The sequence below is a fragment of the Luteibacter sp. 9133 genome (genome assembly GCF_000800155.1).
GTDB lineage: Bacteria > Pseudomonadota > Gammaproteobacteria > Xanthomonadales > Rhodanobacteraceae > Luteibacter > Luteibacter mycovicinus.
In genome coordinates, this window is the sequence record NZ_JUHO01000001.1 from 4,028,612 (window position 1) to 4,050,469 (window position 21,858).

Below are 21,858 nucleotides of genomic sequence, written 5' to 3' on the forward strand. Positions count from 1 at the left end.
CACGCGAACCAAACTGACATCGATTTTCCGACGCCAGCTGCATTCTCGTGCTAAAGAAGGGAGATCAACATGCAAATCGCGAATCGCACTCATGGCCCGCATCTGACACAGCAAGATCCCAATATCGTTCGCGGCCATGTCCAGCGAATTGGCACCGGGCGATTCAACACAGGCACCGCGACAGACGCTCTGCGTCGTCTTAAACCTGAGACGCAAGAGCTGATTCGCGATCTCGATCTGACGCATGCGACTCCCCGCCAGCTAAATTCCATTACAGCTCGACTGTTCTGGGAGGGAGCGATCGACATCGAGGGCGAGGATACGCTCGCGGCCATGGGCTATGACCGGGGGATCGATACGCCGTTCGATGTCATGGAACGGCTCAATGGCCACCTTTCATACGTTAGGAATTCGACGTCCGGAATCGACTGGACCGATACCATTCGCATCTATGAGAAAGGGATGGAACTGGCCACCGGCTTGCGCGACATGATCCGCGCGTTGCACCCCGAGCGGAGCATCGACACCTACGCATGAGTGTCAGCGTTCCGAATGCCCCGATTCATCGTAATCACGATGGGTCAGCAGACCGGGTCGAATAAGATCGATGAAGGCGCGTGCCTCAGGACTGAGAAACTTTCCTTTACGCATCACAACCCCATAGCTGCGCTGCGGGAAATACTGCCGCAGGTTTCGCACAGCAAGCTTCTCGCGATCCGCTTCCGTAATGCAGATACCGGTGACGATGGAGATACCCAGACCCATCGCGACGTACTGCTTGATCACGTCCCAGCCACCGACTTCAATCGCGACGGTGTAAGGCACATGCCGTTGCTGGAAAACCATATCGACCAGGCGAAATGTCGTAAGCCGCTGCGGCGGCAGGATCAGCCCATAGGGAGAAAGGTCTTCAAGCCGAATCTCCGACTTCGCAGCCAGCGGATGATCGGGCGGCATGATCAGCATCGGGTCGTAGTGATAGACCGGTGCCCATGCGATGTCGTTGGGCACGTCGAGCATCGAGCCAATCGCGATGTCGGCGTCGTCGGCACGAAGCAACGCGAGGCCGTCCTTGCCCGTAACGTTTGCGAGCTGGAGTTGTACGGACGGATACCGCTCCCGGTACGCCTTCACGAGTTCGGGCAGCAGATACTGGATGGTCGAGGATCCCGCCGCCACGGTCAGCTTGCCTGACTGCGCACCCCGGGTCTTCTTCTGGAATTCCCGGTCGAGGTTCTCGAAGCCTTCCACCAGTGGACGGGCCATCTCATAGAGGGCTTCGCCGGCGTCGGTCAGGGTGACGCGACGTCGTGTGCGCTCGAGGAGGGGCATGCCCATCTCGCGCTCAAGCGCCTTGAGTTGCAGGCTCACTGAAGGCTGAGACAGGAATAAAGCCTCAGCAGCGCGGCTCAGCGTGCCCAGGCGGGTGGTGTAGACGAAGGCACGCAGCTGCTTCAGACGATTGCCCTTGTAGTAAAAGCGGCTCGTGGCATCGGGGCTCTCGCGGCCTTTCGTCCGTGTCGGAGCCGGCTTCGATGAGCGTCTGGCTCGCACAACCGTCTTCTTATCCGACATTTTCTTCCGATATTTCCGCGAGATACATACTACATTAACATATTTAATATTGATCTTTGAAACATATGCTTTGTCAAAAGCATAGCCCCGGGCATAGCTTCAACTCCAGACCCGCATCCCGAGGCACGGACCCATGGCAGTTCCAAAGAGCGCGATCGATCCCCTCTCCGGCGTCCGCTTCGGTGACGGCCGCAACACCTACGGCGACATCCTCACGCCGGATGCCATCGCCTTCGTGGCGGGGCTGCACCGCCGGTTCGACGGCTGTCGCCTGAGCCTTCTGGCTGAGCGGACGGCACGCCAACAACGCTACGACGCGGGCGAACTCCCCGACTTCCGCATCGATACGGCGGCGATCCGCGATGGCGACTGGGCCGTCGGCCCGATACCAGATGCCCTGATGGACCGCCGGGTCGAGATCACCGGTCCGGTCGAGCGGAAGATGATCATCAACGCCCTGAACTCGGGCGCGAAGGTGTTCATGGCCGACTTCGAGGACTCGAGCGCGCCGACCTGGGCCAACCAGATGGAAGGGCAGCGCAACCTCCGCGACGCGGTGAACGGCAGCATCGAGTTCACCAACGGCGAGGGCAAGGTGTATCGCGTCGGCAAGCATCCGGCAGTGCTGGTGATTCGCCCTCGCGGCTGGCACCTGCCCGAGCGCCATGCCGAGGTCGACGGTGACGTGGTCGCCGGTGCGCTCGTCGACTTTGGGCTGTATGCCTTCCATAACGCCGCCGCGCTGCACGAAAAAGATCGCGGCCCGTATTTCTACCTGCCGAAACTGCAGAGCATGGAAGAAGCGGCGCTATGGGAATCTGTCATGACCCATGCGGAGGAGCAGCTCGGCCTGCCGCACGGATCGATGAAGGCCACCGTGCTCATCGAAACCCTCCCCGCCGTGCTCCAGATGGACGAAATCCTGCACGCGCTGCGTGCCCGCATCGTCGGGCTGAACTGCGGCCGTTGGGACTACATCTTTTCTTACCTGAAGACGTTCCGCGCCCATGCCGACCGGCTGCTCCCGGAGCGTGACCAGGTCACCATGACCGTGCCCTTTCTCAAGGCGTATTCCGAACTGCTGATCCGGACGTGTCATCGCCGCGGCGCGTTCGCGATGGGCGGCATGGCGGCGCAGATTCCGATCCGCGGCGACGACGCCGCGAACGACGCCGCGATGGCCAAGGTCCGCGCCGACAAGCTGCGGGAAGTGACCGCGGGACACGATGGCACCTGGGTCGCCCATCCGGCGCTCGTCCCCGTCGCGATGGCGATCTTCGACGAACACATGCCGACGTCGAACCAGCTGCATGTGACACGAGACGACGTGACCGTTTCGCGTGACGCGCTCATCGCGCCCGCCATCGGTACGGTCACCCGCTCCGGCTTCGACAATAACGTCGAGGTTTGCCTTCGCTATACGGCGGCGTGGCTTGAAGGCCTCGGCTGCGTACCGATTCACAACCTCATGGAAGACGCCGCCACCGCGGAGATCGCCCGCGCGCAGCTCTGGCAATGGCTGCATCACGGACCGGTCGAGTTTAGCGACCACGCACACATCGACTTCGGCCTCTTCGACCAGGCACTTGCGGCCCATGCGCACCGCCTTCGCGGCAGCGACCTGCCCGGCGCATCGCGCGCCGATGATGCGGCCCGCCTGATTTCCGCACTGACTCACGCCGACGAACTACGCGACTTCCTCACCCTTCCCGCTTACGAACACCTGTCCTGACCGACCTCTCGAAGGAGCCTTACGATGAAGACGCATAACGCCGAGCACATCACGCTGGACTGGACCAACAACGAACGCTGGAAGGGCGTCGAACGCCCCTACGCCGCCGAGGACGTGATCAGGCTGCGTGGCACGGTCCAGATCGAGCACACACTCGCCCGCCGCGGCGCCGATCGCCTGTGGCGCGCCCTTCATGACACGCCTTACGTCAACGCCCTCGGCGCGCTCACGGGCAACCAGGCGATGCAGCAGGTGAAGGCCGGGCTCCAGGCCATCTACCTTTCAGGCTGGCAGGTCGCCGCCGATGCGAACACGGCCGGGGCGATGTATCCCGACCAGTCGCTCTATCCGGTCGACTCGGTGCCTAACGTCGTCCGCAAGATCAACAAAACGCTGCTGCGCGCGGACCAGATTCATCACGCCGAGGGCAAGGATGGTCTCGATTGGCTGGTGCCGATCGTCGCGGACGCCGAGGCGGGCTTCGGTGGCGTACTCAATGCGTACGAGTTGATGACGCACATGATCGAGGCGGGCGCCGCCGGCGTGCATTTCGAAGACCAGCTGGCCAGCGCGAAGAAGTGCGGCCACATGGGTGGCAAAGTGCTGGTACCGACACAGGAAGCCGTGCAGAAGCTGGTGGCCGCACGACTGGCGGCCGACGTTGCCGGCGTGCCGACGCTGATTGTCGCGCGTACGGATGCCATGGGTGCCGCACTGGTCACCTCCGATGTGGACGACTACGACAAGCCTTTCCTCACCGGCAAACGCACCGTGGAAGGTTTTTACAAGGCGACGCAAGGCATCGATCAGGCGATCAGTCGCGGGCTCGCCTATGCACCTTATGCCGACCTGCTCTGGTGCGAGACCTCGACGCCCGATATGGAAGAAGCGCGCCGGTTCGCCGAGGCCATCCATGCGAAGTATCCGGGCAAGAAGCTGGCGTACAACTGCTCGCCGAGCTTCAACTGGAAGAAGAACCTCGACGAGAAGACCATCGCCTCGTTTCAGAAGCAGCTGGGCGAGCTGGGCTACGCCTTCCAGTTCATCACCCTGGCTGGCTTCCATGCGCTGAACTACTCCATGTTCCAGCTGGCGCGTGGGTACAAGGATCGACAGATGGCGGCCTACGTCGAACTGCAGGAAGCGGAGTTCGCGGCGGAGAAGGATGGCTATACGGCGGCGAAGCACCAGCGCGAGGTCGGCACCGGCTACTTCGACACGGTGAACCAGGTGATCTCAGGCTCGTTCAGTTCGCTCTCCGCACTGAGCGGTTCGACGGAAGAACAGCAGTTTCATCCGGCGTCGGCGGCGTAACGCATTCGACGCGAATCGTTTGCGCTCGGGCACGGCGGCGAAAGTATGTTCGCCGCCGTGCTCATGGTCATCGATGGACCCTGCGAACGCCGCCCCGTGTCGCAGCAGCGATCAGCGCTCGGGTGGCACCAGGGCGATCACTGTCCAGCCGGGCTTCGGCTCCAGCACCTTCTTGCCCGAAGCGATGCGAAGGTCGCCCTTCTCCTCCACCCCGAACAACGGCACCGTGCGCGAACCGTACTCTTCGATGAAATGCGGCCAGTCGAATGTCTCGGTCAGTCGCGTGGACTTGATTCGCCATCCCTCGTGCAGCAGTTCCGCGAAGCGCGCGTGCGTCATGTCTTCGGCGAACAACGCGGTGGCGACGAGACTCCCCGCCAGGGAGGCGCGACCGTGGCTTTCCTCGGGCGACAGGTTGCGCAGGCGGAATACCTTGTCGCGACCGAACTCCTCGCGATAGTGCACGCTGGCCAGTGAGTTCAGTTCCCGATGTGTCGATACGGCGAGCAGGTGGCCGATGCCCGCGAGATCGAGATTGCGATCCGCCGCCTGCGACGAAGGATTGCCGAAGAACGTCGACAGTCCCGCCATGCGCGCAGTGCGAATGCCGTTCCAGTCGTCGTCGGCGACGACGACACGCAGCCCCTCATTGGCGGCCAGGGCGCGTGCGATCTCCAGCGCGACGATGTCGGATCCGTAGATCAGCACGCCACGCGGTTCGGGATCGGCAACCTTCAGCCAGCGTGCCAGCGGACGCGCCGTCGCGCTCTGGAAGACCACCGTACCGATGATCATCAGGAAGACGAGCGGCACCATCTTGTCGGCACCGGCCATGCCCGCCTTCTCCAGGCGAATGGCGAACAACGCCGACACGGATGCGGCGACGATGCCTCGCGGCGCGACCCAGGCGATCAATGCACGCTCACGCCACGACAGCCCGCCGCCAACGCTCGCCACCAGGACCGACAGCGGACGAATGACGAGCTGCGCGACGAAGAAGATCAGCACACCACCCAGCAGCGCGCCATCGGGAAGCGGCCAGTCCAGACGCGCCGCCAGCAGGATGAAGAGCATCGAGACAAGCAAGGTGGTCAGGTGCTCCTTGAAGTCCATGATGTCGTCGATGTGTACGTCACGCATGTTGCCCAGCGCGATTCCCATGAGGGTCACCGCCAGCAGGCCCGACTCGTGTGCCACCGTGTTGGACAGTGTGAACGTAGCGAGCACCGCGGCCAGCGTGCCGAAGTTCTGCAGGTACTCGGGGATCCAGTGGCGACGCAGCAGGTTGCCGTGAATGAATGCGGCGACGCCACCGACGATCGCGCCACACGCGATCGTGCCGAGGAAGATCTGGATCGAGTGACCTTCGCGGTGCGAGACGATCGCTTCATAGACCAGCACCGCAAACAGGGCGCCGATCGGATCGATGATGATCCCCTCCCAGCGCAGGATGTTGGCGATACGGGCATTGGGCCGAACCGTGCGCAGCATGGGCGCGATCACGGTCGGGCCGGTCACGCAGGTCAGCGCGCCGAACAGCAGCGCCAGTTCCCAGCTGAGACCACCGATCCAGTGGGCCGCACCCGCCAGCATCAGCAGCGCGATGATCGCGCCGTAGCTGACGAGGCCACGGACCGCGTGCCCGATACCCTTCAGCTCGCTGAAGCGCAAGGTCAGGCTGCCTTCGAAGAGGATGACCGCCACCGCCAGCGATACCACCGGGAACAACAGGTCGCCCAGGACCTTGTCCGGGTGAAGCAGCCCGGTCACCGGGCCCGCCAGAATGCCTGCCAGCAGCAGGAAGAGGATGGCCGGAAGGCGCACCCGCCAAGCCACCCACTGGCAGAGGAAGCCTATGCCAAGCATCAGTGTCAGCAGGATGCCGAGTTCGAGTCCCATGATTTTCCCTGTTCCAAAAAAGAAAACGGCCAGCGCCAGAGGCGGGCCGTCAAGAAGAGCATAGGGAATCGTTGGTGAAGATAAAGGCCGGGCCCCGGTGCTGGAGCGGGGGGAGGGAGGGGTATCCAGCACCGGAGCGGGGCAGACAGTCCATTAGAGAACCGCCTGGTACAGAATCATGCACCTGGCCGGGGGATTCGTCAACTGGTCAGTACATGAAATAAGTCTTAATTCCGAACACAACGCCAGCACCACGGCACCTAGGCATCAACAGATACCTCCTGCGCGACCACCGCGCTCTCGACGTACTGCCCGAGCCTCACAGTCATGCTGCTATAGACGTCACCAGTTGGGGCCCTCAGAGTCAACACAAAAGCGACATTTTGAGGCTGCTCAAGTTCCTCGTCTTCGAACTGGTACGGATCTCGTACGAAGACGCGCGCATATACCCTCATCGTGCTTGATGATAGCTTTACCCCTTTCTTAAAATCCCGAGAGTGGCGACGTACCGGATGCCATTTAGCGAGTTCGGACCGTGCATCAAGCTCCTTGGTAACACTTTCCTTCATGGTCCCCAGGAGGTTCTTGAAAATCCCTGGCTTTGACTCCGTTTGTAGAGCAACTTCAACTCTAGACGAGAAATAGTTCGCCGATGCCAACTCAGAGACGAGTGGAGCAAGAACTGCTGTCAGACAGGCGCGACCAATTAACTTCCCATCGTGGAGCATCTCAGGCGGAATAGGGATGTCATTCCAGTAATAAGCCTGACCTTTTGACAAAGTTGCGGTCCAAACGAGGGTCACCGATTCATCGGCGCACACCCAAGGCATCTGTTCCGTGGCCGGAGTCCCCCAACCTATTCGTCGGTCAAAAACGTCCTGGTCTGCAGCGTTAATTAGCAGCGCGCGAACCAGGTCCGGCGTCGGATTCTTCAATGCGTGAAAAGCGTGCGCAGCGAGGGTAGCGACAAGCGGAGCCGCAAAGCTGCTCCCGCTGACAATTGATCCACCAATAACACGCATCGTTGAGAACCAAGAAAGATCAGGCTTTAGCATCCCATCAGGCCCTGGTCCTGTCACACACGCGGAACAGTGCCCATCTGGGAAGCCGTCAACACTGACGCGCCCACCGACCGTAAGCGACGCTTCACAATCGCCCGGCGGACATACCAAACCATGTCCGTGCGAATCAACGTTACCGATCGAAACCACAGGAAGAATGGAGAACTCTCGCGCGATGGCACGAATACCGTGGCCTATCTCGCTTACGACTACCTCGTCCCCCGGAAGCGTCCTTTCATTAAAGGACATATTCCATACCTTGCACTCAGAGGCGTGAGCTTCGACTACTTCACGAAGATACGAGAGGAACTTTTCTCTCGAATGCTCATCCTGTCCGTCCTTGGCAATTGCCTGAACGGTTCCAACGCGACACACAAGATCCGGAAGCTTAAGGTGCTTGTTCCAGGCATGCCCGTGTACCACTAGCGATGTCACGCGATTCCCATGAGGAAAGTTTGCCGCCACATCGGACACAAGCGAAGGAGCTTCCCAAGCCTGCATGTTTTTATAGCTCTTAGCATTCAAGCCACCGTCGACGACAGCCACGGTAGGATGCCAATCTTCGACGGGAAAGGGGCGCTCCGGGTCGCTCGATGGCGGCAGGTCCTGAACGCGCAACGGAAGAACCGGATCAATCCGATACGACGCGCCAGAGGCTATGAGAACCGACAAGGATGCCTCGTCTGCAACGTCCAATGTAAGCTTAGCAACCCGACGCGATCGGTAAATTCTCGCCGCCTGAGACAAACTCGACGCCTCTGGCAACCGAGAGATATGAAGCGCGTCGGAATCTTGGGCTCCCCCCCTAATAACGGATACCGAACCGAAAACTGGCCTAATCCGACTTTCCCCCGTCATCGAGAAGAGACGATCCATAACAGCGTCCCTCGCATCCGACTCGGAAAACGGGGCGAGCCACACGGTAAACAGCTTACCCACCTCCCCATTTAGTGCGTGAAGCCACAATGTGTCTGGCGACTTCCCACACAAGACATCCGAGGCAGATTGGGTACCGAGCTGTTCAATACGGGAAATCGCAACTCGCGCGTCAACAGCGTCGCTACTTAATATCTCAGCTTCTAGGACAGCCAACGCTTCGAGCGACGACTCAATCAAATACCCGTTTCTTATCGGCGCAACGATCTTCGTGTGAGTCCGAGGCCCAAAAATTCCTTTTGGCAAGTATGTCGGCGCGAGCGAATCCTCAAACATGCGGATACGAAAATGGAATCTTCCCGCATGCAAAGCAGGAGGACTAACTCGCATAGCCCTAACCGAACCGACGAGAGTGCGCCGCTGAGATTCCAGTCGCTCAGACCTAACTTGCGCCTCGGTCGGCGACCTGCCCGTTACAGGTCGAGGAACCGGTTCACGTATGAGTCTAAGCGCTGGATTAAGGATTGGCCGTTCGTTCGCGTTTCGTTCCCTTGCCACCGCCCTTCTCTCCTTTCAAATGTGCGGATATAGCTTGCCGCGTTACTCCAAACATCTTCGCGACGTCGGATTGCGTAGCTCCATCATGCAAAGCAAGCCGCACGATAGCGGCCCGCAAATCTCCCTCGCTTCTCGCATCCACCTGCAGCCCTCTGGCAGCTAAAATCGATGAAGCAAGCGCCACAAAATCAATTTTCTGAGAAGAAAGTACGGATTTTCGTCTCGCTGCGAACGAAAGCATTTGGATGTCGGCGCCGGTCAGCCCATCCGACATCGCAGCCAACGCCTTGGGCACGCCTTCCACGTCGTTGCTTACTGCCAAAAAGTGAGTCCAGATATCTTCCCTCACACGGACATCTGGCATCCCCATATCCATGGTGTAAGGAAATCTCCGCCAAACCGCGGGATCTAGCAGTTGGGCGTGGTTTGTAGCGCCAATGACAACGGCCGAGTCATCAAGAGAGTCCAGCCCCTGCAAAAGAGTGTTGACCACTCGCTTTAGTTCGCCGAGTTCATGCCTGTCATCACGCAACTTTGCAATCGCGTCTATCTCGTCAAGAAAGAGAACACCGCGCGCAGGGATCGAGTCGAATATATTGCGGATATTTTTCGCCGTATCGCCGAGCAACGACGAGATAACTGAGTCCAGCCGAACGACGTAAAGCGGTCGCCCGAGATGAGCCGCTACGTGCCCAGCCAAGAGACTTTTCCCAGTACCCGGCGGCCCCGACAAAAGCAAGGACAGACGGGAGGCAATGCCAGCGGCGGCAAGCCGATCGTGACTACGCGCGTCGTCTAGAAACGATCTGAACTGAGCACCCAGATGATCACTGACGAATAGTGGGACCACAGGCGTCGGCTGCTCCTCAACCAGAGGCTGCCTCGACTTCGCGTCGACAGGGAGCGCCTCTGCAATACCTGAAGCGCGCAGTTGGACGCCCTTTCGATTGACCAAGGAACGAATTTTACGGGCCAACTCGGGCGACTGCGACTCAAGACTCACAGCCAGTGCCACCCCCGCGCGACGAACAGCGGTGTAATCAGCAGCCATCGCTCCGGCCACTAAATTAACCAAAGCGCCCTCGTCAAATACAGTACCCATAGATCTACCCAAACCCATCACGAAGCAAGAAACTTACGAGAAAAGTAAAGTCGAATAGATCACGTGTCAATCATTCCTGTCGTAGAGGCAAGCAGCTATGCAGAAATGTCAAAGACCTGACATGCGTGACCATTCTATGAGTAGCCCATCTCACAGATAGAGATTTCCTCGTTACGAAGCAAAGGGGCCTCGAGAGTGGCAGCGGCGCGACACCGGACCGGCCCTTCAGAACCGCCGATAGTGCAAAGCCTCAGCCAGATGCACCTGCTCCACACACCCCGCCCCGCCTTCCAGATCGGCGATGGTCCGCGCGACGCGCAGAATCCGGTGATACGCCCGCGCCGAGGCACCCAGCTTATCCAGCGTCACCTGCAACCACTCGCGCTCCGCCGACGGCAGCGCGCAGTCGCGTTCGAGGTTGACGACGCTCAGCTCCGCGTTCGCCTGGCCAGCGCGCAGCAGCGCTTTCTCCCGGGCCTTGACCACCCTCGCGCGCACGGTCGCGCTGTCGTCGTCCCTGGGCCCACGCATGGCCGAGAACTCGGCGATGGAAACGCGTGGCACTTCGACGCAGATGTCGATGCGATCGAGCAGCGGGCCTGAGATACGCCCGCGATAACGCTGTACCTGATCGGGCGTGCAGCGGCACTCATGCAGTGGATCGCCGTTGTAACCACAGGGGCACGGATTCATCGCCGCAACGAGCTGGAACTCGGCCGGGAACGTCGATTGCCGCGCGGCGCGGGAGATCACGATCTGCCCGGACTCGAGCGGCTCGCGAAGCACCTCGAGCACGTGCCGGCTGAACTCGGGCAACTCGTCGAGGAAGAGCACGCCGTTGTGCGCCAGCGAGATCTCGCCAGGACGCGGATTGGCCCCGCCGCCGACCAGGGCGACGCCTGAGGCCGTGTGATGAGGTGCGCGGAAGGGACGACGGCGCCAGCAACCCGGCTCGATCTCCTCGCCGGACAGCGAACGAATGGCGCAGCTCTCAAGCGCTTCCGATTCGGTCATCGGCGGGAGGATCCCCGGGAGACGCTCAGCCAGCATCGTCTTGCCGGTGCCGGGCGGACCGATAAGCAAAAGATGGTGACCACCCGCAGCGGCGATTTCCATGGCGCGGCGCGCCTGATACTGGCCGCGCACGTCACGCATGTCGGGGCCGCAGGTCGGCAGGTCGTAGAAGTCGGCCGTGGCGGGACTGGTCAGATCGCCATTGCCGCGCAGCCAGGCGCAGACCTCGGCGAGGCTGTCCGCCAGCAGGATGTCGCCCTCCCCGATCAACGCGGCTTCCGCGGCGTTGGCCCGGGGTACGACGATGCGGCGGCCGCTACGGCGAGCGCGGATCAGGGCGGGAAGGATGCCGGGTACGGCACGGAGCTCGCCGGACAGAGCAAGCTCGCCGAGGAACTCGCAATCGTCGAGCCGCTCGCGGGGCACCTGGGAGCCCGCGGCGAGGATGCCCAGCGCGATGGCCAGATCGAACCGGCCACCGTCTTTCGGGAGTTCGGCGGGTGCCAGATTCACGGTGACCCGACGGGCCGGGTATTCGAAGGCGGTGTTCTGGATGGCGACACGAACACGATCCCGCGCCTCGCGCACCGCCGCTTCAGGCAGACCGACGATGGAGGTGGAAGGCAGGCCGCCGGAGAGATGCACCTCGACGATGACCTGTGGCGCGGCGACGCCTTCCTGCGCGCGCGAAAGGGTGACGGCGAGGCTCATGACGGGGAGTATCGTAACCGGTTACGCATCCACAAGGGATGCGAACGTCGGTGATCCTGAAGGGATCCGGCTCGCATACGCACTCCTTGCGCCTGTTCGGAGAAAAATAACCGCCCCCGACCGCTCTCGGGGTGAGGGTGACGGATCGGGGGCGGTCCCGGGCTGTGCGGCCTTCCCTATTGGCCGCGCTGCGCAGCGCTGACTTCCAGGTCGGCAATGCGCTTTTCCAGAGCGTCGAGCTTTTCTCGCGTACGAGCCAATACCTGGCTCTGCACATCGAATTCTTCGCGGGTTACGAGATCGAGGCGGCGTAGTCCCTGCGCCAGAATGTCTTTGAAGTTGGCGTGCATATCCTCACGCGCTTGCGCCAACCCTGGCGGAACCAACGATGCCAACCGCTGTGCGAGTTGATCGATACCCTGCACATCCATCTTGCGCACCTCGATGTCGTGGAATGAAGTTTAGGTGATTCGTTTGTAGGCGCTATAGGCGGATGCCTACACGTCGTGTAGGGTTTCCCCTACAAAATGCTCCCGGAGGACGCCGACCGACCGCGGATGGCACAATGACCGTCCGCGCGCCGACAGCCGGACGCGCCCCGAGGAGTGTTACATGAAGCTGGTCGTCGCCATCATCAAGCCGTTCAAGCTGGACGACGTCCGCGAAGCCCTCGCCGATGTAGGCGTCCAGGGCGTCACGGTCACCGAGGTGAAAGGCTTCGGCCGGCAGAAGGGCCACACCGAACTGTATCGCGGGGCGGAGTACGTGGTCGACTTCCTGCCCAAGATCAAGCTCGAGGTCGCCATCACCGATGATCAGGTCGAGCGCGTGGTCGAGGCCATCCAGCAGGCGGCCCGCACGGGCAAGATCGGCGACGGCAAGATCTTCGTCAGTCAGCTCGACCAGGTCGTGCGTATCCGTACCGGCGAACTGGACAACGACGCCCTCTGAGGGCGTCTCCTGCGATCAGACCGCCTGCGCCAGCCGCTTGAAGCGGCGGTGGTGCACCAGGATTCCCGCGTAGTAGGCCGCGTAGTAGCCGATCGTCAGACCGACCACGAGCATGGTGAGCGGGCTGTTACCGGGCGGCGGCGCATGGGCGACAGCCGGGCCCTCGCCCTGAAACAGGGGGGCCAGCACCAGGAAGCGCCAGGCCATGCGGCCCAGCAGCAGCGCGGTGAGCGCGGCCCCAAGCCAGGGATTCGGGATATAGAAGTCGCCGCCCTGTGGGCTCGACTCGAAACGGGTGAGGCGCAGGCCGACGAAGGCCAGCGCACCGCCGAGCACGAGGCCGCCGAGGGCGCCCTCCGCAAGCCGGATGTCCTGCAGACCCGAGGTCATCATCAGGCAGGCGATCGCCGCGAAGATGACGATGCGGGCGGTCATCCGCTTCGTCCGGATCGGCTGCCGGCCGAAACTGCCGCGAACACGGCGGTAGACGGCGAAAGCCATCAGCGGGGCGACGATGAACGGGATGGTGGTCGGAGCCAGCATGGGCGCGGTCTCGGTGGTGGTGACTGTGACGCTACCTTACGGCGACCGTGGCGGGGGTTCGAGGGCGGGATGTTAGGTGTTGGGGGTGACGGGTGTCATGCGGTCGGATTCCCGCGCCGGGCCCGTGGGGACCGGCGCGAAGAGCTGTCGCGCGCGGGGCGCGCTCCTACATGAAGCGGCCAGCGTTATTTGGCTTTGCCCTGGTTGGCGACGGCGGCCATCTTGGCCGCGATCTCGGCCTCGTCGCCCAGGTAATAGTGCCTGACCGGCTTGAGGTCGGCGTCGAACTCGTAGACCAGCGGAATGCCGTTGGGGATGTTGAGCTCGGCGATGTCGTCGTCGGAGATGCCGTCGAAGTACTTCACCAGCGCGCGCATGGAGTTGCCATGAGCGGCCATCAGCACGCTCTTGCCGCTCTTGATCGCCGGCGCCAGTACGTCGTGCCAGTACGGCAGCACGCGGGCGACGGTGTCCTTCAGGCACTCGGTCAGCGGGACGTCGGCGATGCCGTCGTAGCGGCCGTCGTCGGCGAACGACATCTCGCCCGGCTTCAAGGCCGGCGGCGGCGTGTCGTAGCTGCGGCGCCAGATCTTGACCTGGTCTTCGCCGTATTTGCTGGCGGTCTCCGACTTGTTGAGGCCGGTCAGGGCGCCGTAGTGGCGCTCGTTGAGGCGCCAGTCGGTGACCACCGGGATCCACATCAGGCCCATCTCGTCCTGTACATGCCACAGGGTGCGCACGGCGCGCCTCAGGTAGGAGGTGTGGGCCAGGTCGAAGGTGAAACCGGCGTCCTTGAGCAGGCGACCGGCCTCACGGGCCTCGGCCACGCCCTGCTCGGTCAGGTCGACATCGGCCCAGCCGCTGAAGCGGTTCTCGAGGTTCCAGGCCGACTGGCCGTGGCGGATCATGACAAGCTTGTACATGGCATCCAACGTCAGGAGGAAAAATCCGATGGTGGAACCTCGCCCGCGAAGCGTCAACTTACGCGGCGCCGGCAGGCAGCCGTGCCGGAAGTCACGCTAAACCTTGCGCGGGGCGCGCGCATCTCAAGTGTCCTAGTCCACTCGCGGAGTACCGCAGCATGCGTCGTAGCCTGATTTCCCTCCTCATCGCCCTGTCCCTCGCCGGCGCCGCCGTCGCGGCCGACGACATCAGCAAAGTCAACGGCACCGCGTCGGTCGACGCTGGCCAGAACGCGGGCGACGTCCATACGGTGAACGGCTCGGTCCGCATCGGTTCGCGCGCCACGGTACAGAAGGCCAGTACCGTCAACGGTTCGGTCGAGCTCGGCGAAGGAGCCACCGCCACCGCCGTGAAGTCGGTCAACGGCGCGGTGTCCCTGCATGAGCAGTCGCGCGTGAGCGATGACGTGCAGACGGTCAACGGGCGGGTTCAGCTCGAGCGCGGTGCCGACGTCAAAGGCCACCTGTCCAACGTCAATGGTGAGATCTCGCTCGACGGCGCGCACGTGGGCGGCGGCATCGAGACCGTCAACGCGGACATGGATATCGGTGGCGGCTCGAAGGTCGAGGGCGGCATCCTGGTGAAGAAGCCCAACATGGGCTGGCACACCAACAACGACCGCAATCCGAAGATCGTGATCGGACCGCACGCCGTGGTTCAGGGCACCCTGAGGTTCGAACGTGCGGTCGATCTCTACGTGAGCGACTCCGCGACGGTCGGCAAGATCGAAGGCGCCACGCCGCACGCGTTCTCGGGCAGCGCCCCGTAACTCAGATCCAGTCGCGCGGCTTCAGGTATTCCTGCAGCCGCGCTTCGGGGCTGTCCGCCTCGGGCGCGTACGCGTATTCGAAGCGAACGCGTGGCGGCAGACTCATCAGGATCGATTCCGTGCGCCCGCCCGACTGCAGACCGAACAAGGTGCCGCGGTCGTAGACCAGGTTGAACTCGACGTAACGACCGCGACGATAGAGCTGGAATTCGCGCTCGCGCTCGCCATACGGCGTGTCGCGACGGCGCTCCACGATGGGCAGGTAGCCGTCGAGAAAACCCTGACCGACGTCGCGCGTGAAACTCATGCACCGCTCGAAGCCGCCCTCGTTGAGGTCGTCGTAGAAAAGACCGCCGACACCGCGCGTTTCGCCGCGATGCTTGAGGTAGAAATACTCGTCGCACCACTGCTTGTATCGCGAGTACACGTCATCGCCATACGGCGCGCAGAGGTCCCTGGCGACCTGATGCCAGTGACGCACGTCCTCGTCGACCGGATAGAACGGCGTGAGATCGAAGCCGCCGCCGAACCACCACACGGGCTCCGCGCCTTCTTTCGAGGCCTCGAAGTAACGCACGTTGGCATGCGTCGTCGGGATGTGCGGGTTACGCGGATGCAGAACCAGCGAGACGCCGGTGGCGATGAAGCTGCCGCCGACGAGGTCGGGCCGGTGCGCCGTGGCGCTCGGCGGCAATGGCGAACCGGCGACCCGCGAAAAATTCACGCCCGCCTGTTCGAAGATGGCGCCGTCGCGCAGGACGCGCGTGCGTCCGCCGCCGCCCGCAGGGCGCGTCCAGGCATCCTCCTCGAACGTCGCCTTGCCGTCGATCCCCTCGATGGCGGCGCAGATGCGGTCCTGTAGCCCGCGCAGGAACGACTCGGCAAGATCGGCTTGTTCGGACATGACGGCGCAGGATCCTTGGGCGGGAAATGTCGCGAAGCTTAGCAAGTCGGGCCGGGAGGCCCGCTGCGGCACGCCGCCGCGTAACGATGACGGGGTCAGGGATGACGGGTCAGGAAATACGTGCGGCCATGCGGCGGTTGCCCGTGAGCGCGGCCCAGCGCATGCCGATGTCGATCCACATCAGATAGCCCGCTTCCATGAGCATCCGCACGACATAACGACCGCTGAGCGCGAGCCGGGGTTCGGCGGCGATGGGCGAGGCGTCGAAACCCAGCCGGCGGGCGAGGTACAGGCAACGCGCCAGATGGTAGCGACTGGTGACGAGCCAGACGGCGGGCAGCCGGCCTTCGTCCGATGGACGCAACAGTTCGCGGGCGTGCCGCAGGTTTTCGAGGGAATCGATCGACAGCTGCTCGAGCGTCATCGGCACATCGACGGGCCAGCCGGCGGCGACGAGCCAGCGACGTCCCGCCTCCGCTTCGCTGACCGAGCCGCCACTCGTGCCGCCAAGCAACAACACGCGATCGGCGGCGCCGGCGAGCACGTTTTCGCGCCCGCGCGCCAGACGCTCGGTGAAGTCGGCCTCCGGCAGATCGTCGACCAGGCGACGCCCGAAGATCAGCAGCGCCCGACGATGCCCTCCGGCGATCGGGCTGCGTCGGGCGAGGCCCCATACGTTGATCACGTGCGCGACGTAGACCAGGCCCAGGGTGCCGACGAAGACCACGACGGTGACGAACGCCGCGATCAGGATGTCGCGGTCACTGAGGTAACGCCAGACGCCGCGACGCAGGGGTTTGAGAAGACCGGCCATAGACAGTGGAGTCTGGCGACTTGGCTGGCGAGGCGCAACGATGCGGTCCTGCGAATGAATGGCCATGTCATGGGTGCCGTCATTCACGCGACGCTGCGGCTCAAAAAGGATAGGCTCGCCGCATGCCTCATCCCATGCCTCCTCTCGCCATCCGCGCGTACACGGCGACCTCCGCGCTCGGTCGCGGTCTCGACGCTCACGCCACCGCCATCGCCACCTCCCGGGGCGGCCTTCAACCCAACGACTTCAGCTCAGCGCCCCTGGATTGCTGGATCGGCCGCGTCGCCGGACTCGAAGACGAACCGCTCCCGCCGGCTCTCGCCGAATGGGAATGCCGGAACAACCGCCTGGCCTGGCTGGCGTTGCGTCAGGACGGTTTTATTGATGCGGTCAGGGACGCACGCGAGCGCTACGGCGCATCGCGCGTCGCCGTCCTGCTCGGCACGTCGACCGCCAGCATCGGTGCGACCGAAGAAGGCTATCGACGCCTGGAAGGAGGTCGGATGCCGGCGGATCTCCATCGCTCCGTCCTGCACACCCCCCATTCGCTGGCCGGATTCGTCGCCACGGCGTTCGACCTGGAAGGGCCTTGCCTGACCGTCGCCACCGCGTGCTCCTCCAGCGCCAAGGTGTTCGCCAACGCCGAGCGGATGATCCGCCTCGGACTGATCGACGCCGCCATCGTCGGTGGTACCGACACGCTCTGCGACAGCGTCCTGTTCGGGTTCAATTCGCTCGAGCTCGTGTCACCTGAACCCTGCCGCCCGTTCGACGCCGACCGTGGCGGCATCTCGATCGGCGAGGCGGCCGGCTTCGCGCTCATCGAGCGCGCTGTGGAGGGTGGCGGACTGCCGCTGTTGATCGGCTACGGCGAAGCCAGCGACGCGCACCACATGTCGACACCGCATCCCGAAGGCCTCGGCGCCGAGCTCGCACTGAACGACACGCTGGCGCGGGCGGGCATCGTCGTGGGCGATGTCGATTACATCAACCTGCACGGAACCGCCAGCCAGAAGAACGACGAGGTCGAGGCGGCACTGGTGGCACGGCGTTTCCCGGCGAGCACACGCGCCAGCTCGACCAAGGGCTTCACCGGTCATACGCTGGGCGCCGCGGGCATTCTCGAGGCCACGCTTACGCTGTTGTCGATGCGCGACGGCGTCGTGCCCGCCAATCTGGGTGCGACGACACCGGATCCGCTGTGCGGGCCGCAGATGGCGTGGACATCCGAGCGCGGCGATCTCCGCATCGCGCTGAGCAATTCGTTCGGCTTTGGCGGAAACAACGCCTGTCTCGCCTTCGCCCGGGCGGAGGTTGCCGCATGAGCGCCGCGCTGACCGTATGGATCAAGGGTATCGGCACGTGGGCACCCGGCGCCGACGACTGGCACGCGTTCCGCGAGATCGCCAACGGTGCCGCCGCGCCGGGTGCGACCACGCGGCCCGTGGCCGACGTCCTGCCGCCTAACGAGCGCCGACGCGCGCCGGAAAGCGTGTTGCTGGCCGCCGCCGCCGCGGGCCAGGCCGTGCGGATGAGCGGTCTCGACGCGGCCACCCTGCCCTGCGTCTTCGCTTCCGCGCACGGCGACCAGGTGATCACCGACTACATGTGCACCACGCTGGCGACGGCACCCACGGAACTGTCGCCCACCAAATTCCACAACTCCGTGCATAACGCCCCTGCCGGCTACTGGACCATCGCCACGCATTGCCATGCGAGCTCGAGCGCGGTGTCCGGTGGCGAGACGAGCTTTGGCGCAGGACTGCTCGAGGCCGCCACCCTTGCGGTAGCCGACGAGCGCGATGTCCTGCTGACCAGTTACGACATCGCGGGCACCGGCCCGCTCGGTGAGATGACCAGCACCACCGGCCCGTTCGCCTGCGCGCTGGTGTTGTCGCCGCGTCCGGAGGGCGCCCTGGCGCGCATCGATCTGACGCCGTCGGCCGGCAATACGGGCGCTGTCGCGCTGGGTGACGCCTGGATGGACGACATCGCGGCCAGCAGCCCCTCGGCCCAGGCGATACCGCTGTTGCGTGCACTGGCCCGCGCACGCCCCACCGCCCTGCGCGTGGCCGCCGCCACCGGCCTGGACCTTCACGTGGATATCGAGGCCGTATCATGAACGCCACCGGTGATCGCTGCTGCATCCTGATTCCCTGCCTCAATGAGGAACGTGCCATCGGTCGCGTGGTTGCCGAAGCCATGGAGCTGGGCTTGCCGGTGATCGTCGTCGACGACGGCTCGGACGACCGCACGCCCGGGATCGTGGGTGAGCTGCCCGTCACCCTGATCCGCCACGCGACACGACGCGGCAAGGGCGAGGCCCTGCGCAGCGGCTTTCGCGAGGCGCTGCGTCAGGGTTTCGACAACGTCATCACGATGGACGGCGACGGACAACACCTGGCGTCCGACATCCCGGCGATCCTCGAAGCTCACCGCCGCTATCCCGGCAGCATCGTCATCGGTGCGCGGCTGCTCGAGCGCGAACAGCAGCCGCGGGGACGCCGCCGTGCGAACGCGGTGGCCGACTGGGGCATCTCCTGGGCCTGCGGCCGTCCTGTGGCGGATACGCAAAGCGGCCAGCGGCTGTACCCGCGTGCCGCGCTCGACCTCGTCGACCTTCCCGCCGAGAACTTCGTCTTCGAAGCCGCGCTGCTGATCACGGCGTGCCGCGAGCGCGGCATCGGTGTGGTCTCGGTGCCGATCGCCTCGCGCTACGAGGGCGAGTTCCGCCTCAGCCACTTCCAGCCGGTGCGCGACGTCACCCGAATCACGGTGTATACGGTAGGCCGCATCTTCCATTACGGTCACGTAATGGCATGCTACCGGTCCTCCCGCGCGACACCGACGATTGTCGCGACGGCACCTGGGACACGCGACACGCACTGAAAACGCTACGCGCACGCACCGCGCAAGGGGTCGATACGATGGATCGCAAGTTATATGACGCAGTCATCCTTGGCGGTGGCCTGGCCGGACTGTCCCTGGCGCTGCAGCTGAAAGGCGCCTACCCCGACATGGACATCGTCGTGCTGGAGCGGCAGGCACGACCGCTGCCGGTGGCGGCGCACAAGGTCGGCGAGTCGACGGTGGAAATCGCCGCCCACTACTTCACGCATACGCTGGGCCTGCGCGAACACTTCGAGACGGAGCACATCCGCAAGTTCGGCTTCCGGTTCTTTTTCTCGGAAGGTCGCGACGACCTCGCCGACGTTCTTGAACTGGGGGTCAGCGCTGTGTTGCCGACGCCGAGCTACCAGATCGATCGCGGCATTCTGGAAACCTTCCTCGGCGAGGAAGCGGTACGCCGCGGCATCGATTTCCGCGAGGGCGCCACCGTCCGTGGCTTTGACATCGGCAAGGGTGACGACAGCCACACGGTTCGCTTCAGCCAGTCCGGCAGTGACCACGAGCTGCAGGCACGCTGGCTGCTCGACGCATCGGGGCGTGCGGGCATGATACGGCGCAAACTCGATCTCACCCGCGACAACGGCCACCACGCCAACGCGGTGTGGTTCCGTATCGACGATCGCCTGGAGATCGACGGCTGGTGCGATGACGCCGAATGGAAGGACCGCGTGCATCCGCCGGAGCGCTGGCGTTCCACCAATCATCTGGTCGGCCCGGGCTACTGGCTGTGGCTGATTCCCTTGTCGTCGGGGGCGCATTCGGTCGGCATCGTGGCCGACGCCAAGATGCATCCCCTGGATGGCATGCGCGATTTCGAGAAGGCGCTGGCGTGGATCCATGAGCACCAGCCCGTGGTCGCGCGCGAGATCGAAAAGCGCCGCGACAAGTTGCTGGACTTCGCCTTCTTCCGGCATTTCTCCTATGGCTGCTCGCGGATGTTTTCGTCGGACCGCTGGGCACTCACCGGCGAAGCGGGCGCGTTTCTCGATCCGTTCTATTCGCCTGGCAGCGACTTCATCGCCATCTCCAACACGTACATCACCGAGTTGATCGGTGTGGACCGGCGCGGCGAACCGCTGGCGCCGCACGCGCGTGCCTACGAGCGGCTGTTCTTCTCGTTCTACGAGAATACGCTGCACATGTACCGCGGCCAGTACAACCTGTTCGGCGATCCCGAAGTACTGTCGATCAAGGTGATCTGGGATTACGCCTATTACTGGGGTGTGCTCTGCCAGATCATGTTCCAGGAGCGACTGGCCGACACGCACTTCATCGGGCGCCTGGCGCCGGAGCTGCTCGCCGCGGCCGACCTCAACAAGGAGATGCAGGTCTTCTTCCAGCGCTGGCACGCCGTGTCCGAGCGCCGTAACCCGAAGATGATGCTGGATCAGCGCGACCTTACCTGGTTCGCCGACATGAATGCCACGTTGCATGATTCGCTCAACGAAAAAGCGCTCGGCGATCGCATCCGCGCCAACGTGCACATGATGCGGCTGCTCGCGGCCCACGTGGTCGAGCGTGCGGCGGCGGATCATCCGTCATTGATCGAAGGTGCGGAGCATCTGGTGGATGTCGAGGGCGCGCGGACGACGCTTTTCGCTCAGGTGGCGTGAGTCGCGCGATCTGAGACGCTGGGGATCGACACTACGATGGTCGGTCCGGAGGGGCCGGTCAGGCTCCTCATCAGTCACCCTTTCGCGCTGCCCCTCCGGCCCGGCGAATCAACCCGCCGGGTGAATGACCGCGGCCCGACCCGAGGCGATCTCGACGCCATCGTGCGCGATACGAAAACTGTACTGGGCACCGGACGTATCGGCCATCAGGCACTCCGCGTGCACGTCGAGGCGTCCTTCCAGCGTGTCGATCCGTTCGACCGCCAGCTTCACCCCTCGCAGGCTGACCAGCATCCCCGGACGGGGCTCGGTGTCCCCGCGTTCCTTCGCCAACAAGGCGCCATGCACCGCCATCGCCTGTGCGCCATATTCGGCCAGATGCAACGCGTGCAGGCCGTGGGGGCCGCGCAGCGGATGCGTCGGCAGTACATGGCTCGTGCTGAACGCATGGAGGGCGGATGCGTCAAAGGCGACCACGCCGTCGAGCAGGCACATATCGCCCGCATGCGGAATCAGGTCGATGAACTCGTGTCTGGACAGCAGGGACAC

Annotated in this window: 20 protein-coding genes; 9 read left to right on the forward strand and 11 right to left on the reverse strand. The window is 63.6% G+C overall.

The genetic code is table 11. The annotated features are described in order from the left end of the window. Positions 1 to 69 precede the first annotated feature (69 nt). Positions 70 to 537 carry a hypothetical protein gene (locus FA87_RS17575; RefSeq protein ID WP_036109571.1) on the forward strand — a complete coding sequence of 156 codons (468 nt, stop codon included), beginning with the start codon at positions 70 to 72 and terminating at the stop codon, positions 535 to 537. A 3-nt stretch (positions 538 to 540) separates the two neighbouring features. Here the strand turns inward: FA87_RS17575 and FA87_RS17580 are convergent, their stop codons facing one another. Continuing rightward, positions 541 to 1,575, reverse strand: a complete 1,035-nt coding sequence (locus FA87_RS17580) for a LysR family transcriptional regulator (RefSeq protein ID WP_036109570.1) — start codon at positions 1,573 to 1,575, stop codon at positions 541 to 543. 133 nt (positions 1,576 to 1,708) lie between these two features. On the opposite strand from FA87_RS17580, the gene aceB reads away from it, so the two are divergent. Together aceB and aceA are read left to right on the forward strand one after the other, a co-directional pair. Then, on the forward strand, positions 1,709 to 3,307 hold the full coding sequence (aceB, locus tag FA87_RS17585) for a malate synthase A (protein ID WP_043696362.1): 1,599 nt from the start codon (positions 1,709 to 1,711) through the stop codon (positions 3,305 to 3,307). Positions 3,308 to 3,331: 24 nt separating this feature from the next. Continuing rightward, the gene (gene aceA / locus FA87_RS17590; RefSeq protein ID WP_043696365.1) at positions 3,332 to 4,621 is read left to right on the forward strand and encodes an isocitrate lyase; all 1,290 of its coding nucleotides are present in this window, start codon (positions 3,332 to 3,334) and stop codon (positions 4,619 to 4,621) included. 111 nt (positions 4,622 to 4,732) lie between these two features. Here aceA and FA87_RS17595 read toward each other — a convergent pair whose 3' ends face one another. From FA87_RS17595 to FA87_RS20470, 5 genes are all read right to left on the reverse strand, one after another. Next, positions 4,733 to 6,520 carry a sodium:proton antiporter gene (locus tag FA87_RS17595; RefSeq protein WP_043696368.1) on the reverse strand — a complete coding sequence of 596 codons (1,788 nt, stop codon included), beginning with the start codon at positions 6,518 to 6,520 and terminating at the stop codon, positions 4,733 to 4,735. Positions 6,521 to 6,780: 260 nt separating this feature from the next. After that, positions 6,781 to 8,253 (reverse strand): S8 family peptidase, encoded by a 1,473-nt coding sequence (locus FA87_RS20465; protein WP_197062441.1) that lies wholly within the window; start codon positions 8,251 to 8,253, stop codon positions 6,781 to 6,783. A gap of 721 nt (positions 8,254 to 8,974) precedes the next feature. Next, positions 8,975 to 10,117 carry an ATP-binding protein gene (locus FA87_RS17605; RefSeq protein WP_052191424.1) on the reverse strand — a complete coding sequence of 381 codons (1,143 nt, stop codon included), beginning with the start codon at positions 10,115 to 10,117 and terminating at the stop codon, positions 8,975 to 8,977. 225 nt (positions 10,118 to 10,342) lie between these two features. Beyond that, positions 10,343 to 11,842, reverse strand: coding sequence for a YifB family Mg chelatase-like AAA ATPase (locus tag FA87_RS17610; protein ID WP_051943218.1), 1,500 nt, complete (start codon positions 11,840 to 11,842; stop codon positions 10,343 to 10,345). A 176-nt stretch (positions 11,843 to 12,018) separates the two neighbouring features. Next, positions 12,019 to 12,273, reverse strand: a complete 255-nt coding sequence (locus tag FA87_RS20470) for an accessory factor UbiK family protein (protein WP_079522345.1) — start codon at positions 12,271 to 12,273, stop codon at positions 12,019 to 12,021. 181 nt (positions 12,274 to 12,454) lie between these two features. Between FA87_RS20470 and glnK the strand changes: the two genes are divergently transcribed. Then, positions 12,455 to 12,793, forward strand: coding sequence for a P-II family nitrogen regulator (gene glnK / locus FA87_RS17615; RefSeq protein ID WP_036109554.1), 339 nt, complete (start codon positions 12,455 to 12,457; stop codon positions 12,791 to 12,793). A 15-nt stretch (positions 12,794 to 12,808) separates the two neighbouring features. Here glnK and FA87_RS17620 read toward each other — a convergent pair whose 3' ends face one another. Both FA87_RS17620 and gpmA read right to left on the reverse strand, forming a co-directional pair. Continuing rightward, the gene (locus FA87_RS17620; protein WP_043696372.1) at positions 12,809 to 13,336 is read right to left on the reverse strand and encodes a hypothetical protein; all 528 of its coding nucleotides are present in this window, start codon (positions 13,334 to 13,336) and stop codon (positions 12,809 to 12,811) included. A gap of 185 nt (positions 13,337 to 13,521) precedes the next feature. Next, entirely contained in the window at positions 13,522 to 14,259 is a 738-nt protein-coding gene (gene gpmA / locus FA87_RS17625; RefSeq protein WP_043696375.1) for a 2,3-diphosphoglycerate-dependent phosphoglycerate mutase, read from the reverse strand. Between the two features lie 158 nt (positions 14,260 to 14,417). Here gpmA and FA87_RS17630 point away from each other — a divergent pair, with 158 nt between their 5' ends. After that, entirely contained in the window at positions 14,418 to 15,068 is a 651-nt protein-coding gene (locus tag FA87_RS17630; RefSeq protein ID WP_043696378.1) for a hypothetical protein, read from the forward strand. Between the two features lies 1 nt (position 15,069). Here the strand turns inward: FA87_RS17630 and hemF are convergent, their stop codons facing one another. Both hemF and FA87_RS17640 read right to left on the reverse strand, forming a co-directional pair. Next, positions 15,070 to 15,972 carry an oxygen-dependent coproporphyrinogen oxidase gene (gene hemF, locus FA87_RS17635; RefSeq protein WP_043696382.1) on the reverse strand — a complete coding sequence of 301 codons (903 nt, stop codon included), beginning with the start codon at positions 15,970 to 15,972 and terminating at the stop codon, positions 15,070 to 15,072. A 109-nt stretch (positions 15,973 to 16,081) separates the two neighbouring features. Beyond that, positions 16,082 to 16,873, reverse strand: coding sequence for a YdcF family protein (locus FA87_RS17640; RefSeq protein ID WP_239709128.1), 792 nt, complete (start codon positions 16,871 to 16,873; stop codon positions 16,082 to 16,084). 35 nt (positions 16,874 to 16,908) lie between these two features. On the opposite strand from FA87_RS17640, the gene FA87_RS17645 reads away from it, so the two are divergent. From FA87_RS17645 to FA87_RS17660, 4 genes are read left to right on the forward strand one after another with little or no spacing between them, the layout of a single operon-like run. Further along, positions 16,909 to 18,111, forward strand: a complete 1,203-nt coding sequence (locus FA87_RS17645) for a beta-ketoacyl-[acyl-carrier-protein] synthase family protein (RefSeq protein WP_239709129.1) — start codon at positions 16,909 to 16,911, stop codon at positions 18,109 to 18,111. Further along, positions 18,108 to 18,908, forward strand: coding sequence for a beta-ketoacyl synthase chain length factor (locus FA87_RS17650; RefSeq protein WP_043696389.1), 801 nt, complete (start codon positions 18,108 to 18,110; stop codon positions 18,906 to 18,908). The genes FA87_RS17645 and FA87_RS17650 overlap by 4 nt, the downstream gene beginning before the upstream one ends. Beyond that, positions 18,905 to 19,675, forward strand: a complete 771-nt coding sequence (locus FA87_RS17655; RefSeq protein WP_043696393.1) for a glycosyltransferase family 2 protein — start codon at positions 18,905 to 18,907, stop codon at positions 19,673 to 19,675. The genes FA87_RS17650 and FA87_RS17655 overlap by 4 nt, the downstream gene beginning before the upstream one ends. A gap of 38 nt (positions 19,676 to 19,713) precedes the next feature. Then, positions 19,714 to 21,309, forward strand: coding sequence for a tryptophan 7-halogenase (locus FA87_RS17660; protein WP_043696396.1), 1,596 nt, complete (start codon positions 19,714 to 19,716; stop codon positions 21,307 to 21,309). Between the two features lie 108 nt (positions 21,310 to 21,417). Here FA87_RS17660 and FA87_RS17665 read toward each other — a convergent pair whose 3' ends face one another. After that, on the reverse strand, positions 21,418 to 21,852 hold the full coding sequence (locus tag FA87_RS17665) for a phosphotransferase (RefSeq protein WP_036116984.1): 435 nt from the start codon (positions 21,850 to 21,852) through the stop codon (positions 21,418 to 21,420). Positions 21,853 to 21,858 lie beyond the last annotated feature (6 nt).

What these genes read in the sequence shown, in the direction of transcription:
- FA87_RS17595 (WP_043696368.1), bottom strand. Translation starts at nt 6,520, where the DNA reads ATGGGACTCGAACTCGGCATCCTGCTGACACTGATGCTTGGCATAGGC.
- FA87_RS17630 (WP_043696378.1), top strand. Translation starts at nt 14,418, where the DNA reads ATGCGTCGTAGCCTGATTTCCCTCCTCATCGCCCTGTCCCTCGCCGGC.
- hemF (WP_043696382.1), bottom strand. Translation starts at nt 15,972, where the DNA reads ATGTCCGAACAAGCCGATCTTGCCGAGTCGTTCCTGCGCGGGCTACAG.
- FA87_RS17605 (WP_052191424.1), bottom strand. Translation starts at nt 10,117, where the DNA reads ATGGGTACTGTATTTGACGAGGGCGCTTTGGTTAATTTAGTGGCCGGA.
- FA87_RS17610 (WP_051943218.1), bottom strand. Translation starts at nt 11,842, where the DNA reads ATGAGCCTCGCCGTCACCCTTTCGCGCGCGCAGGAAGGCGTCGCCGCG.
- aceA (WP_043696365.1), top strand. Translation starts at nt 3,332, where the DNA reads ATGAAGACGCATAACGCCGAGCACATCACGCTGGACTGGACCAACAAC.
- gpmA (WP_043696375.1), bottom strand. Translation starts at nt 14,259, where the DNA reads ATGTACAAGCTTGTCATGATCCGCCACGGCCAGTCGGCCTGGAACCTC.
- FA87_RS17575 (WP_036109571.1), top strand. Translation starts at nt 70, where the DNA reads ATGCAAATCGCGAATCGCACTCATGGCCCGCATCTGACACAGCAAGAT.
- FA87_RS17660 (WP_043696396.1), top strand. Translation starts at nt 19,714, where the DNA reads ATGGATCGCAAGTTATATGACGCAGTCATCCTTGGCGGTGGCCTGGCC.
- FA87_RS17580 (WP_036109570.1), bottom strand. Translation starts at nt 1,575, where the DNA reads ATGTCGGATAAGAAGACGGTTGTGCGAGCCAGACGCTCATCGAAGCCG.
- FA87_RS17645 (WP_239709129.1), top strand. Translation starts at nt 16,909, where the DNA reads ATGCCTCATCCCATGCCTCCTCTCGCCATCCGCGCGTACACGGCGACC.
- aceB (WP_043696362.1), top strand. Translation starts at nt 1,709, where the DNA reads ATGGCAGTTCCAAAGAGCGCGATCGATCCCCTCTCCGGCGTCCGCTTC.
- FA87_RS17650 (WP_043696389.1), top strand. Translation starts at nt 18,108, where the DNA reads ATGAGCGCCGCGCTGACCGTATGGATCAAGGGTATCGGCACGTGGGCA.
- FA87_RS17620 (WP_043696372.1), bottom strand. Translation starts at nt 13,336, where the DNA reads ATGCTGGCTCCGACCACCATCCCGTTCATCGTCGCCCCGCTGATGGCT.
- FA87_RS17655 (WP_043696393.1), top strand. Translation starts at nt 18,905, where the DNA reads ATGAACGCCACCGGTGATCGCTGCTGCATCCTGATTCCCTGCCTCAAT.
- glnK (WP_036109554.1), top strand. Translation starts at nt 12,455, where the DNA reads ATGAAGCTGGTCGTCGCCATCATCAAGCCGTTCAAGCTGGACGACGTC.
- FA87_RS20470 (WP_079522345.1), bottom strand. Translation starts at nt 12,273, where the DNA reads ATGGATGTGCAGGGTATCGATCAACTCGCACAGCGGTTGGCATCGTTG.